This is a genomic window from Gramella sp. AN32, from assembly GCF_023718305.1.
Classification (GTDB): Bacteria; Bacteroidota; Bacteroidia; order Flavobacteriales; family Flavobacteriaceae; genus Christiangramia; species Christiangramia antarctica.
In genome coordinates this window covers 102,033-116,734 of record NZ_QEYO01000006.1, presented here as the reverse complement: position 1 = coordinate 116,734, position 14,702 = coordinate 102,033, and the positions used below count along the sequence as shown (strand labels likewise).

Sequence of the window (14,702 nt, the reverse complement as noted above, 5' to 3'; positions counted from 1 at the left end):
AATTTTCTATATTTATCTTGTAATGGCAATAATTCCAAAAGAAAGCACGCTTATTATTACAGGTAGCCAGGTTATAAGTCTAGAAGTGCTTTCAACTTTTGCTTTGTTTGGTTGCACATAAATAACATCATTCGGTTTTAAATAATAGTTGGGTGAAGTAAATATATCATCTGAGGTCAAGTCGATTCTGGTAAGTTTTTTGGCATCATTTTCTTCCCTAATTAACAGAAGGTTATTTCTCTGGGAGTAGATTGTGAGGTCTCCCGCAAGGCTAAGAGCTTCCAGAATACTCACCTTTTCGCTTGGAATAAATAATACCGAAGGTTTGCTCACTTCTCCCAAAACTGAAACTCGAAAATTCAAATACCTTATAAATACTATTGGTTCAACCAACAATTTTCTTTTTACCAGTTCATTGGTAATTTCTTCACGCAAATCTTGCTTGGTTTTACCTGCTGCTTTAATTTTTCCCAAAAATGGAAAACGAATAAACCCATCTTCATCTATTAAATACTCTGGAGACTTGTTCTCATTATATTTAGATATTTCTGAACTGTTCATGGGATTAAAAACCTGAGTGGCCTCTGGGTTTAAACTGCTTACGGAAATACTGAGCAAATCATTTTCACTTAAAACAGGTTCCAAATTTTCCAGGTTCGATTGAAACCGGGTTTCTGGAATATTATTGAAGTAGGTTGCCTTTTTCAAATTGGTACAGGAGGTGAAGCTCAAAACAGCAACCAATATATAAATGGCTTTATAAAATTTATTCATAACTGAAAATTGTATTAAATTGTACTGATTAAAAAACAATTTAAATTTTTTAAGTATTCAATATACCTCGAAATTCAATTATAGAATTCTATACAGATACTCTATATTAATTTGCATGGTACACCCTTATATAATCTATTTCCATTACCGCCGGAAACATAGAATCATCAACCCCCTGGGCTCCTGTAAATTGGCCTCCCACGACCATATCTATTAAAAGATAAAAAGGTTGATCATAGGGCCAATTAAATTCGGTGGCATTAGATGGACGGTCTAATGTATATACTATATTGTTTGTATTATCTATATAAAATCTAATGTAATTATCCGTCCATAAAATTCCATATGAATGAAATTCTTCCTCAACTGTTTCCAAAACATTTCTTGAGGTTATCAAATTACCATTATCTCCATTATTTGCAGCTGAATGTACAGTAATATAAGTTTCATTTGGCAGATGACTGAAATATTCCATAAAATCAATTTCTCCAGAATCGGGATAACCTACTTCATCTATATTATTACCAAGTAATGCTAATTTGGACCATAGTCCACTTTTTTCACCCATAGGAAGTTTAGCGTTAATTTCTATACGTCCATATTGAAAAGCAAATTTTCCGCTTAACCTTGAAGAAGTATAATCTCCCTGGTTTTGACCTGCACCAACTTTTCTCGCATATATTTTTAACTTTCCATTTTCTACCTCCGCATTCTTTTCAGAATAACTTTGCAACTGATCTGAACTACCTAGATTATTAAAGTTGCTTTCAAAAGTCCAGTTGTCCTTTAAAGAGGCGTTTTCATCAAACTCCTTACTCCAAACCAGTAAGGCATTATTCCAGTTATAAGTATCAAGATTTACTCCGCTGGGAATTTCCATTCTTATTTTTGTTCGTCCCATACTGGCACCTTCATCTGTGGTATCATCTGTCTTGTCGCAACTCAATGAAATAAAACCTACAGTTACTACTAATAAGAATCTATTAAATATTAGTTCTGTCTTCATAATCAAGTTATTTATTAAGTAAATATATATCATAACTACCTCGCAGCAATTACTCGGAGGTATGATTCTCATCATTTTTAAATTTTCAATGCAAAGCATTCCTAAAATTTAACATTTAGAGATTAAATGTAATATTTTTATTATTTTAGAAGTAAATTAGAAGGATTTTAATTTAATCAAAATTTATATACCAACCATACGTTTCTTAAGACTTCATCCAGACTAGTGCTATAGTTTCACTAACCTCTTCAATTTAGAAGGATCAGTTAATTTTCTCATCATTCCATCAGGTTTTTCAGAGTTAAAATATAAATCGCCCTGAAAATCAACGCGGGTTTTAATTTTTTTAGCAAGTTCACTAATAGAGATTTCATCTCCTATACCTATATTAATATGCGTATTTCTTATCTCAGAATAATTCTCTGGTTCTGAACCTATTTGTGCGACACTATCTTCAAATGAGGTATTCTCCATTAGGAAGACACAGGCATTGGCCATATCTTTACTAAAAAAAAACCCTTTCTAGGTTGTCCGGAACCCCAGATTTGAATTTTCCCCTTTCCATTGTAACTATTAATCAGCTTTTACACATTCTTATACCGGCTATTTTGGCTTTAGCATAAGGTTCATTTGTATATTCCAATTCATCTGTAAGCAACGAACTTTCTTGCATAGGCTGCTTCGCATTATTCGGGTAAATACAACTGCTTCCAGAAAAAGAAGTTTTTTTAATCTTATGCATTTAGCTTTGATGAATACATTATTTTGAATCATCAAATTTTTATAGATAAAATTTGCCCTTTAGGTATTTTCGGCCATGATCCCACCAACTTTTGCTACGGCAAGAAAACATACTAGGGATTTTCTTTTTTAAAAAATTCTGAAACTGCGCCAGAATTTGTTAAATCCAGTCCTTATAAGATCTCAACACCAGGTTGGTTGGAATATCCCTTGTATTTTAAATGCCTAAAAGCCTCACTGCATCTAATATCCTTAGGGTTCATAAACTATCTGCATTACCCTAGTATACTCTGGAATTTCGATGGAAACCCGGACGTGCCTCATCGCCGCGAGATTATAAATTTCGTCTAGTTTGTTTCCTGAAGGAGTTTGATTAGGTTAGTACTATCATCATATCGCCGTAATGGCAGGATAAAATTTCTGTTTTCTCCATGTGGATCCTGATATACTATACGATCAATATTAAAAAAAGAAAGGCTCTCCTTTTTAATCCGTGAACTTCATAACCTTTTTTTAAAAGGAATTCGCTTAAGTATGCCTCATCTTGACCCGTCACCACCAGTGATAAACGCTTTTTCATTTTTAATTCGATTTAGGTAGATAAATATGAAAGTAATCCGTACTATTTAATACGCTTTTGCATCACCAAAAAAGGCATTCCGCACTGTTTCATACATAATATGTACATCTAATAAGACAGACCATTTTTCGAGGTAAAAGATATCCATTCTTGTTCTGTTAACTATGTCAGACTTGCGAATTATTTCACCTCTAAATCCTTTAACCTGTGCAAGGCCGGTTATTCCTGGTTTTGTAAAATGCCTTACCAGATAGTTATCCACATCTTTTTGAAAAGATTGTGTATGCAAAAGCATGTGTGGTCGTGGTCCCACTATACTCATTTCTCCCAAAAAGACGTTTATAAACTGAGGTAGCTCATCAATACTAGTTTTTCGAAGAATTCTTCCTAAACGGGTTACACGTGTATCATTTTTAATACACATTTGAGAATTCGCCTGTGAATTTATCTCCATAGACCTGAATTTATAGCAGTAAAAAGAGTTTTTTTTATAACCATGCCTAAGTTGCTTAAAAAGCACCGGGCCACGGGATTCTATAAGGTTCAGGAGAAAAATAACGGGAATGAGCCAGGACAATACCAATATGATCACAAGGCTACTCACTAAAAGGTCAAAAATCCTTTTCCCATATTTAGCATAGTTTTTCTCTAATGGGGACCTCCGGAGATTAAGCACCGGAATATTTTCAAACATTTCATATTGTGCCGCTCGTGCCTCAATCCCTTTGCCATCCGGCAATATTTTGAGCCTTTTTAAATTATTATCAGAAAATTGTTTTAGTTCTAACAACTGTGAATTTGAAAAATCACTAGCAGCACAATAAATTTCGTCTATGCTGTTTTCTATTATGTAGCTAAAAGCCATGGAAAAATCTCCTAGATTATTGCCATAGTTCTTTGTGGTATTTTTACCGGAGAAATATCCAAAATACTTGTAGCCATAATCCTCATTTCCAAAAATTTCTTCCAGTTTTAATGTATTTTTATTTTGCCCCAGGATTACTACATTTAGAAAATTACCACCTCTTTTTCTATACCATTTCCTTACTTCAAAGAAAATTAACCTGTAGGTAGTAAGTGATACAAAGAGTATAGACAAGATCAAGATTTGCTCTTTAGGAACAAATTCTTTTTTTAGGAATGCTAAAACGGTAAAATAGGAAAGTGCAAAAACGAAAAAGTGCCTTACAAATTTATGATAATTTGATAAAAACCTTTCAGTCCTGTCAATATTATAAAAGTTTAATCCGATTCCTATAAGTAACCAGGAAATGTTTAAACTGATAATAGCCAGCGATCCTGTAAATATTTCTGGAGCTAGACTTAATAGGGTAATATTAATAATTAATAAATTAAAAATTACCGAGAACGGAATAATTAAAAACGACCCTCTCATTTGAATTTATATTTAGTTAGTATTGAGGTTTTAGACACTTAATTTCGGGGTAAGTATCTTTATCGTAGGTAATAAAAGATTTGAGTGATTTTAGAGTTAGGGTAAATTCTAAAAGCGTAGGATATTAAGTACTAAAATAATGCATTAATTTTATTTAATCAATCTTTTGTTAGATGGGTTTTATCAAAATATTCAATTGTTTTAATCAAACCTTCTTTCAACTGGACTTTGGGCTCCCAGTTGTTTAGCATTTTCTTTGCCAGGCTTATATCAGGTTTTCTTTGTTGAGGATCGTCTTTGGGCAGATCGAAAAATTTAAGTTTAGATTTTGAACCTGTTATTTCGAGGACATTTTCTGCCAGTTCCAACATGGTAAATTCATTCTCATTTCCGAGGTTAACAGGTCCAATGAAATTATCTTTATTCATCATCCTTATCGTTCCTTCAATTAAATCATCTACATATTGAAAAGATCTGGTTTGCTCTCCATTACCAAATATAGTAATATCTTCTCCTTTTAAAGCCTGTACAATAAAATTAGAAACTACCCTTCCATCATGAGGATTCATGTTAGGTCCATAGGTATTAAAAATTCTTATAATCTTTACATCTACATCATTTTGATTATGATAATCCATAAAAAGCGTTTCTGCACAACGCTTTCCTTCATCATAACAGGATCTTGGACCAATAGTATTTACATTCCCCCAATAGTCCTCCGTTTGGGGATTAACTTCGGGATCGCCATATATTTCGCTGGTACTAGCCTGTAAAATCCTAGCTTTTATCCTTTTTGCCAATCCAAGCATATTAATCGCCCCCATTACAGATGTTTTAATCGTTTTAATAGGATTATACTGATAATGAATTGGAGATGCAGGACAAGCCATATTATAAATCTGGTCCACTTCAATCATAAAGGGATTTATAACATCATGCCGCACTAATTCAAAATAAGGATTATCCAAGAAAGGCAAGATATTTCGCTTGTGACCTGTAAAAAAATTATCCAGACATATCACTTCATTACCTTCATTCAATAGTCTTTCACATAAATGGGAGCCAATAAATCCTGCACCGCCCGTTATTAAAATTCTTTTCATCGGTATATTTTTCTATTGCCTACTTCATTAAATAAGTAGGGTTTTTTTCCTGCAGTTGGTTATAAACTATTTTAATCCTGATGATCTTTTTGAAATATTAAATAAAAAAGTTTCGCTTTTTGCCCCTATTGTCTATTCCTTTTTGATTAATTGTGTAACCCTTAGTAATAAAATTAAATTATAAACTGCTTTAAATGAGTCCCTATTGTTCTATTTAGTTACTCTGCCGCATTCCGCGGTCTAGATTATGTGATTATTTTTAATACTTACTTTTCCTATATTTTGAAGAATCGTTTGAGTATGATACAAATATTCTTGGTTGCCCCTACTAATAATCTATTAATCTATCGCAAAATCCCATGTTTTGTTCAATAGCTAATACATACAAAGATATATTAGAAAATTTATTTAAAAATTGCTTACATCTCGATTTTTGAGATAAGGGACAAAAGCTACTTCCTTTAATAACATATGATTGATCATTATTGTTTCCCTTATAGTTTTAATATGGCTCCGCCGTAGTGAGTCCCAATAATTGGAATTCACAAAATTTTGAGTGGGGTAAAATATAGAGATAACTCAATTGAAAAAAGGTAGTTGGGGGCTTATTCAATTGAATGATGAAGATCAAAAAAAAAGTAGAGCGATCATAATATGGTGTGTTAAAAATTTAGGCCCAAAAAAGGCAGGTAATTTTTCATGAATAATTTTTAATGAATTCTTATAATAAATACAATTCCATTCTCTAATAATCAGTTATTAGCAACTATTCAATGTTTTTATTCAGAAAAAACAAATATAAAGCTTTAAAGAAAATTTCTAATTTTGAGAAATTTGTAGTCGTAAGATTTTGGAGGTCAGTTGAATGGTAAAATATTATAGATGTATAACATACCTCATATTTCTCTAAATTTCGAAAAACGCAAATTTTGGTTTTTGCCGAGACAAAAGTTGTCAAATATTGTTTCAAAGATGCGAAGAGTTTGATACAGGATTTTAAAGATCTTTGTCACCTAATAATTCTATTGCAAAAAAAAACCCTGTATAAACAGGATTTCTTTTTTTTGAACTTTATATAATTTACATTTCTAGTAAAATCTGGTAACATCGCTTTTAAAAGTATATCGCAGATTAAAGTTGCCAGAATTATTTTTGCAAATTGATAATACGAATAGACCTAATCTACTTCCATTCAATTCCAAAATATAATTTCCTGGAAAATCTTCATGAAATATTTTATTACAATCAGCGATTTTATTTTTAAGATAGTTGGACTCTATCGGCAAATCCAATTCTTTTGAAAGGATGATTTTTAGTATCTCGGTTTCATGAAATTTACTTTCTTCCTGTAAAATAATTTGTTCAACTGAAGCTTTATTATTATAAGAAAATGAAAGCGGATTCATTACCAGCGTTCTCCAGGTGTTATAGAAAGAATTAATTTCCTGTTCACTCACTTTCCCAAAGATTGCTCCTTTTAATTCATAAGCTTTCTTAGGTTCTGCTGTGCTACTATTAAAAAGTCCAAAGAACCCTTTTCGAGGATTAACTATAGTTTCTACTAGCGTAATCCCATAAGAGTTTAGACTCGGAAAGGATAATGTTTGCTTAACTTCTTGCACGATATATAGATTTGGTAGATTAAAGATACTAAAACATAGACGAAATACAACATTCTAGGTTTTATTTAACATTCTACATAATTTATAAGAAAGAATTTTTAAGCCTTTTACATCTTAGTTGATTCTTGTTTGAGGGCTTTTTTATCCCAGGATTTAATAAATTTTTACCAAAAAAATTATTTAATTGATATTTAATTTCCACTCTGCGGAGAAATAAATTTACTTGTGAAGAATAAAATTGAAGCATTAATTGGACTACAATTACTGAAATTAAACTATCGTAGAAAGAAAGAAAAAAATTACGTTCCCATTTTAAATTGTATGTATTTATTAGAGTGGAAAAAAACATACATATAGTTCTACATCGTGCTTATCAAATATCTATCTCACTTGGCAAATCAGCAATCATAATTAAGCTATTAAAGTAAAATTTTTCTCTCAAATAATTAGTCTTTCTTAAAGTATTTATAAAACATTTCAGCAGTTAGGGCTAAGCTTCCAAATCTTTATAACTTGAAGATTGTAAAAATTGAATTTAAATTCAATCAATTGATAATAAATAGATTATAAAATATAATTCTATAAATTCCGAAGTACATGTTGGAAATTGCTGATCTATCTGAAAATTCTATTAATCAAATTTTAACAAATTTAAAGGAAGAACACGAAGCAATCTGCAAACTTCCTTCTGACGGATTTCTTCATATTGAAAAAGAATTACCTTATCTGGTAATTTATCGTCGAAAAAAAGAGGATAGAGGCACACGAAGGTTTGTTATTAATGAGGCCTCCTATTTAATCATTGGCCATGATGATTTTGAATCCTACAAAAAGCTCCTTATCGCTTTATCAGATCAGCTCTCAACAAAATTCAACTCCTATCTCCTGTTTGAAATCTTTTCAGGCAATGAGGGATCAACAACAATAAAAATTAAAGGTCCGCATACCAAACTTCCCACCGCCCTGGATACTCTAAAGGAAGATTTGGATGGTATTAATTCTGAATTTTCAGGAATGTATCTTAAGGTAGAAATTCTGGACACCAATAAACGGCAGCCTGAAACAACAGAGGCTTTAATGACGACTGAGGAAGCTAAAAATTGCGGAGCGGTAATTGTAGGTTTAGAAGTGCCCCCGGTTTATCGAAATGCCCATAACCAATTGTACCCCGTCTTTTTTCGAAAATTCAAGGATTACCTCATTAAGGCGATGCACCGTTCCTTTTTTGAATTTATCCGGGTGCAGACCTCTGGTGGGGTTGCCAGTTATAACGCTTTAGGCCGAAAATATTTAAAACAGATCGTTTTCGATATTGATAAAAAACTTGCCGATATTGAACGATCCTACCAATTTCTGTGGTTAATTTCCCCTTCCAATATTGCTGAAATTAAGAAAGAGTTCTTTGAAAGTAAATATGACAAAGTTCCGGATTACCATTACCGGTTACTCCCGGTAGATCCGGATGTGCTGAAACGAAAACTGTATAACCTTCAAATCGAGGATATCGATGATCCAGCGATGTCATTTCTTTTTCGTGAAAAAAGGGAGGAATTGGATTTGCAAATTAGCATGTTGAACGAACGCGGAACCGATAATTTTCTGTACGACAGTATTCGCTTATATAAAGGTGTACAAAAAGATCTTTGCGAGGAGGCTGTTAATATTCTGAATAATGTTGAAGAGCATATTGAGCCGGATGCAGTAAAGGAATTAGATGCCAAGGCCTTCAGTAGCCTTGCGCGAAAAGAATTTGATTTCTATAAAAAACAGGATGAGAACTTTACCTGTAAAGTTCATATCAGAAAAGATGTTAATGTAATGATGGTTTCTCACGGCGAACTTTATATCCCCTCAGATTATAAGATGAATCGTGTTGAAGCCGATGCTTTGATTCAACATGAGGTGGGGACGCATGTACTTACCTATTATAACGGAAGTACCCAGCCACTGGAACAATTAAGTATTGGTCTGGCAGATTATGATCCCCTGCAAGAAGGAATGGCGGTGATGTCTGAATTCATGATCGATGGCCTCACTCCTAATCGACTTCGAATTTTGGCCGGAAGGGTTCTTGCGGGTGAAGCGGTGATGAATGGGGCTGGTTTTCAGGAAATTTTCAGGTTATTAAAAACCGGATATGGATTTTCTGCAGAACGAGCTTTTAATATTACCTCGAGAATAATGCAGGGTGGTGGCTTTATTAAAGATATTATTTATTTAAAGGGATTGGTTTTATTAAAAAATCACCTGAAAGATGGTGGGGAACTGGAAACCTTACTTGCCGGAAAATATGGCTTAAAACACCTCCCGGTAATCAATGAATTAACTGAAAGAAAAGTTCTTAAAACGCTAAAGCTTAAACCAAGCTATTTACACAGCGATAAGATGTATGAAAAATTAAATTTAATCAGGAAAGGTATGAGCCTTCCACAAATGGTATGTAAATGAGAATATGTTTTGTATTGAACGATGTTCAAACTGAAAAAAACGGGACTTCGATCGCGTTAATGTCCATGGCACATCAAAGAGGTCATGAAGTTTTTGCGATTGGTGTGGGTGATTTTACCTTTCACCACGACAAGCCTATAAGTATACACACTACTTCTGTAGCGAAAAGTTTCAAAAGCAAATCTCCGGCTAAATATCTGGAAGCACTTCAGGATAAAAAAGCCAAAACAAAGACCATAGATTCAAGTACCCTGGATGTTCTTTTTATAAGAAATAATCCCACGGAAGAGGAAGGAAGACAATGGGCAGAACAGGCCGGCGTTGCTTTTGGAAGAATGATCCAGCAATTAAATGTTTTGGTACTGAATGATGCTTATGCCCTTTCTCATGCTTTTATTGATAAATTATATTTTGAAGAATTGCCCCAGGAGATTAAACCAGATTCCATTATTACCCGGGATAAAGAATTAATTCTGGAATTTTGGAAGAATCAGAAAAATAAAAAAATGGTATTAAAGCCATTAGAAGGTTCCGGTGGCCAGGATGTTTATTTAATAGACGAGCATGAGAAAAATGTGAACCAAATCATTACACATTTAAGTTCGCAAGGTTATGTGATCGCTCAGGAGTATCTCCCGGCAGGAAAAGATGGTGATGTTCGCGTTCTTTTGGTGAACGGGAAAGTAATGGAACAGGATGGGAAAATGGCCATAATTCGTAGGGTTAGTGGCGAAGGGGAATTCCGTAGTAATTTCTCTGTGGGTGCAACTGCAGATAGCAGCGATCTAACTCCCGCTATGCAACGAATTATCGACCTTACCGCACCTAAATTAATCCGTGACGGACTTTTCTTTGTAGGCTTGGATATCGTTGATGACAAATTAATTGAGATCAACGTGTTAAGTCCCGGTGGGATGGATCGTTTTAAGGATATAGGCCTTCCTCCCTTTACAGATAAGATCATCGAGTCTATTGAAAGAAAGGTAGAATTTAAGAAAATCTATGCGGGACAACTGGCTAATCGTACGCTGGCAACCATGGAGTAAAATTGGAAATTTATGAATGAAGAACTGAATGAGGAAATCTCCCGGATCATCGGGAAATATTCCAGCGGAAAAGAAGGTCCATTATTATTTGTAACTGCGGGAATTCATGGGAATGAACCCAGCGGGGTCAAAGCGCTGGAAGAGGTTTTTAAACAATTGCATAAAACAAAACCTGAAATAAAAGGAACTCTTCTTGGGGTTTCAGGAAATAAAAAAGCGCTGAATAAAAATCAGCGGTATATAGACGAAGACCTCAACCGTACCTGGACTTCAGAAAATGTGAAATCTGGAAAAAAAGATTCACATGAGAAGAAGGAGATGTTTGAAATTATTGATGTCTTGAACGAATATCCTGAAAGTGATTTCAGCAAACGTTATTTCCTGGACTGCCACACCACCTCCTCCCCTAGTTTGCCTTATGTTTCTGTGCAGGAAGTGAATGATAATGATACATGGGCGCATAAATTTCCCACTTATATTATACGTGGTTTTAGTGATATTATCACCGGGGATATCGATCATTATTTAAGCCGAATTGGAATGACCGGTTTTGTTTTTGAAGCGGGACAACATACCAGCGAAACCTCTGCGGAAAATCACGAGGGGGTGATCTGGCTGGCACTAAAAGAAGCCTGCGACCTGGATCTTTCAAAGATTGAAACCTATCCGGAATGTGTGGAAAGATTCACAAAAAAGAATGCCCCAGATCAAAAGACTTTTGAAATTATACATCGTCATGGATTAGAAAAAAATGACACTTTTGAGATGAAACCGGGTTATGAGAATTTTCAAAAGATTAAGAAAGGGGAAATCCTTGCCACACAAAATGGAAAGGAGTTAAAAAGTGAATGGGATGCCTATATTTTTATGCCCTTATATCAGGCACAGGGGGACGATGGCTTTTTCGTTGTTCAGTCTGTCTAAATTCCCTTTTGTTTAAAATCTAAACAAACCGGTGTTTTTAATTCAAATACCGGGGGCATTGGAGTCAATTTTCCGGTAGCATCATCAATTCTATAACTGGTGATGTTTCCGGTGTCCTGGCTCGCGGCATATAAATATTTCCCATAAGGGGAAATGGCAAAATTTCTGGGGGTCTTTCCAGCCACAGCAACAAAATCTACCACTTCAAGTTTACCGGTTTTCTGATCGACCTTAAAAATTACGATACTGTCGTTTCCACGATTTGATGCATATAGATATTTGCCAGATGGATGCATGTGTATATCGGCTGCGGAATTTTTCATTTTATATCCTTCAGGCAAAGAGGAAATATTCTGGATAAGCTTTAATCCCCCATCTTTTAAAACTTCAAAAGAACTCACCGTGCTATTCAATTCATTGATGGAATAGGCATAACTCCCATTTTTGGAAAAGCTCAAATGTCTTGGTCCTGCACCTTCTGGAAGAGCTACAAATTTTTGTGTATGCGGGGTCACTTTGGCTTCAGTAGAATCTAAATTATAGATCCAGATCTTATCATTTCCGAGATCGGCGATATAAGCGAAACGATTATCTCCGCTCACTTTTACAGAATGCGTATGTGCTTCGTCCTGATTTTCAATTTCAATTTCCTGAGACAGCTCTAAAGCACCATTATCACAAATCTTATAAAGGCTTACCACACCTCCTATATAATTACTAACAAAAGCCAGCTTTCCTGAACGATCTAAAGCTATATGGGCGGGAGCCAGTCCGCCGGTTTCCAGCCGATTTATTTTTTTTAAAGAACCGTTTGGTTCGATCTTATATGATTCTACAAATCCTGTTTCTCCATCAGCGGGGCCTAATTCAGAAACTGCATATACATATTTACCTTTTTTGCCCACTTTCACAAATGAAGGATTCACTGCTTCCGCTGCAACACATACATAAGATAATTTTCCGGTATTTGGTTCCTGGTTGAGGAGATAAATCCCTTCAGCCTGCCCATCTACGTGCCCCTCTTTTTTAGTATAGGTGCCTACATAAATCTGGTTGATCGAATCCTGGGTTTCTTGCGCATGCATAGGTATCATCATTAATGTTAGGACAAATAATAGTAAAATCTTTCTCATAATTGCAGGTTAAGTTAGAGCCATTTTTTCCGTTTGAAATAATAAAGCATCATCAGGAATACAAAAATCATCACCCCCCAAAGTACGAAATAACTGTAATGCCATTGCAGTTCCGGAATATATTCAAAGTTCATTCCGTAGATCCCCGCGATAAAAGTAAGCGGAATAAAGATACTTGCCATAATGGTAAGCACTTTCATCACCTCGTTCATTTTGTTACTTATCGTGGTCATATACATATCCATCAGTCCCCAGATCATTTCCCTGTAGATATCGATATTTTCAGAAATCTGAATGATATGGTCATAAAGATCCCGTAAATAATTTTTTGTTTTTTCTTCTATTAATTCACTTTCCAGCTTCTCTAAACGGCTTATTACTTCTCTTAATGGAAAAACTGCACGGCGAATGCGTAAAATATTCTTTTTTAGATCCTGGATTTCGATGGTAATATCGTCATTTGGCTGGGCGGTAAACAAACTTTCTTCCAGGGCTTCAATCCGATCGCTCATATCGTCGATAACGATAAAATAATTATCGATAATTGCATCCAGCAGGGCAAACATCAAATAATCTGCAGAGCGACTGCGAATTCTACCTTTAGCGGTCTCAATGCGTTCCCTTACAGGATTAAAAACATCCCCATCGGACTCCTGGAAAGAAAGCAGGTAGTTAGAGCCCACAATAAAACTTATATGTTCCTGAACGATCTCATGGCTATCCCCTCTCTGCTCGAAATAAAGCATTTTTGCCACAATAAATAAATAATCCTGATACTCTTCAATTTTAGGCCGTTGCCCGGTATTAACAATATCTTCAAGGACCAAAGGATGCAATTCATAGTGTTTGCCTAGTTTTTCAATTTCAGATATATTATTAAGTCCGTCGATATTAAACCAGGTGATCCTGTCCTCATCCATAAATTTAAAAGCATCTTCAGTAGATTTGGAAGAAAAACGCTCATAGGCTTCCTTATTATAATCTATAACATCCAGCTTGGTCTCATTTCCCGCCTTATGGCCAACATAAGTCATCGTCCCCGGTATCTGGTTTACCGTGTGGGTGTTTTTAGGGCGTTTTAAAAGATGTAACCTGCGCTTAGCCATAAACAATGTTTTTTATAAAAATAGGAGAATTATCTATTCGAATTCAATTTTATTCAGAATAAGACCCGATGCGGGGGCTAAATAATCCATTTGTAAGTGTGGGGTATCTGGTCGTAAACTTTCTTCAATTTGCGCTAAATTTAATTCGCCCCTCCCAACCAATACGAGGGTTCCCATCATCAATCTAACCTGATGACGTAAAAAACCGGCAGCATGAATGTGAAAAAGATAGGATTGCTTCGGAAAAAAACTAGCTGTATAAAGCTTGTTTTCAACAATTTCTGATTTAATCATGGTACGTTCAAAAGTGCTTTTTTCTGAAACCCGTACGCAGTAATTCTGAAAATTATGAGTTCCCCTGAAAAGTAATGCCCCTTGTTTCATTAGTACTATATCCAGCCCTTCCTGAAAATTGGCCATAAAAGGTGCGCTGAACGGGTGAAATTTTTTCCCAAACGTAAAGAGATAAGCATATTCCTTTGTTTTTGAATGTTTGATGATATTAAATTGATCATCTACTTCCTGAATTTTTAAAGCTCTAATATCCTGGGGCAAATTCTGATTGAAAAGGTTCAAAAATGCCTCCAGATCTTCTAAAGGTTCGTGATCTAAAAACAATTCAAAAGCCGATTCTTCTGCAGATACCATACCATCTGTCCTGCTGGTTCCCAGAATCTTAAATTTCGCTTCCGGCAAAACCCATTTTAGGGTTTTAAAGATCAAACCTTCCGCGGTTTTCAAATTGGGCTGTTTCTGCCAGCCATGTAAACGATAACCTAAATACTGAACTTTTATCAAGTAATAAAAACGCTTTCGGAACAAA

13 protein-coding genes and 1 pseudogene are annotated in these 14,702 nt (G+C 34.8%); 3 read left to right on the top strand and 11 right to left on the bottom strand.

Translation table 11 applies throughout. The features are described from left to right. Positions 1-12: 12 nt before the first annotated feature. The 8 genes and pseudogenes from DHD80_RS08855 to DHD80_RS08820 all read right to left on the bottom strand — a co-directional run bounded on the left by DHD80_RS08855 (position 13) and on the right by DHD80_RS08820 (position 7,222). A complete protein-coding gene (locus DHD80_RS08855) occupies positions 13-774 on the bottom strand; it encodes a polysaccharide biosynthesis/export family protein (RefSeq protein WP_251740806.1) in 762 nt (253 codons plus the stop codon). Positions 775-880: 106 nt separating this feature from the next. Continuing rightward, entirely contained in the window at positions 881-1,780 is a 900-nt protein-coding gene (locus tag DHD80_RS08850; protein WP_251740805.1) for a glycoside hydrolase family 16 protein, read from the bottom strand. Between the two features lie 228 nt (positions 1,781-2,008). Then, positions 2,009-2,278: a hypothetical protein gene (locus DHD80_RS08845; RefSeq protein WP_251740804.1), complete on the bottom strand. Its 270-nt coding sequence runs from the start codon at positions 2,276-2,278 to the stop codon at positions 2,009-2,011. A 79-nt stretch (positions 2,279-2,357) separates the two neighbouring features. Further along, positions 2,358-2,522, bottom strand: a complete 165-nt coding sequence (locus DHD80_RS08840) for an NAD-dependent epimerase/dehydratase family protein (RefSeq protein WP_251740803.1) — start codon at positions 2,520-2,522, stop codon at positions 2,358-2,360. 261 nt (positions 2,523-2,783) lie between these two features. After that, positions 2,784-3,101: pseudogene (locus DHD80_RS08835) on the bottom strand (GDP-mannose 4,6-dehydratase); the annotation flags it as partial. A 46-nt stretch (positions 3,102-3,147) separates the two neighbouring features. Then, a complete protein-coding gene (locus DHD80_RS08830; protein WP_251740802.1) occupies positions 3,148-4,497 on the bottom strand; it encodes an exopolysaccharide biosynthesis polyprenyl glycosylphosphotransferase in 1,350 nt (449 codons plus the stop codon). 158 nt (positions 4,498-4,655) lie between these two features. Continuing rightward, a complete protein-coding gene (locus DHD80_RS08825; protein WP_251740801.1) occupies positions 4,656-5,600 on the bottom strand; it encodes a UDP-glucuronic acid decarboxylase family protein in 945 nt (314 codons plus the stop codon). 1,088 nt (positions 5,601-6,688) lie between these two features. Continuing rightward, entirely contained in the window at positions 6,689-7,222 is a 534-nt protein-coding gene (locus DHD80_RS08820; RefSeq protein WP_251740800.1) for a hypothetical protein, read from the bottom strand. A 597-nt stretch (positions 7,223-7,819) separates the two neighbouring features. Here DHD80_RS08820 and DHD80_RS08815 point away from each other — a divergent pair. From DHD80_RS08815 to DHD80_RS08805, 3 genes are read left to right on the top strand one after another with little or no spacing between them, the layout of a single operon-like run. After that, positions 7,820-9,670 (top strand): tyrosine/phenylalanine carboxypeptidase domain-containing protein, encoded by a 1,851-nt coding sequence (locus DHD80_RS08815; RefSeq protein ID WP_251740799.1) that lies wholly within the window; start codon positions 7,820-7,822, stop codon positions 9,668-9,670. After that, positions 9,667-10,716, top strand: coding sequence for a glutathione synthetase (locus DHD80_RS08810; RefSeq protein WP_251740798.1), 1,050 nt, complete (start codon positions 9,667-9,669; stop codon positions 10,714-10,716). Before DHD80_RS08815 ends, DHD80_RS08810 begins: the two co-directional genes overlap by 4 nt. Before the next feature lie 12 nt (positions 10,717-10,728). Beyond that, positions 10,729-11,640, top strand: coding sequence for a succinylglutamate desuccinylase/aspartoacylase family protein (locus DHD80_RS08805; RefSeq protein WP_251740797.1), 912 nt, complete (start codon positions 10,729-10,731; stop codon positions 11,638-11,640). On the opposite strand, the gene DHD80_RS08800 is transcribed toward DHD80_RS08805, so the two are convergent. The 3 genes from DHD80_RS08800 to DHD80_RS08790 are packed head-to-tail and all read right to left on the bottom strand — an operon-like array spanning position 11,637 to position 14,701. Further along, positions 11,637-12,773, bottom strand: coding sequence for a lactonase family protein (locus DHD80_RS08800; RefSeq protein ID WP_251740796.1), 1,137 nt, complete (start codon positions 12,771-12,773; stop codon positions 11,637-11,639). The genes DHD80_RS08805 and DHD80_RS08800 overlap by 4 nt on opposite strands. 14 nt (positions 12,774-12,787) lie before the next feature. After that, positions 12,788-13,879 carry a magnesium/cobalt transporter CorA gene (gene corA, locus DHD80_RS08795; protein ID WP_251740795.1) on the bottom strand — a complete coding sequence of 364 codons (1,092 nt, stop codon included), beginning with the start codon at positions 13,877-13,879 and terminating at the stop codon, positions 12,788-12,790. Positions 13,880-13,912: 33 nt separating this feature from the next. Next, entirely contained in the window at positions 13,913-14,701 is a 789-nt protein-coding gene (locus DHD80_RS08790; RefSeq protein WP_251740794.1) for a tRNA pseudouridine(38-40) synthase TruA, read from the bottom strand. Position 14,702: the final 1 nt, after the last annotated feature.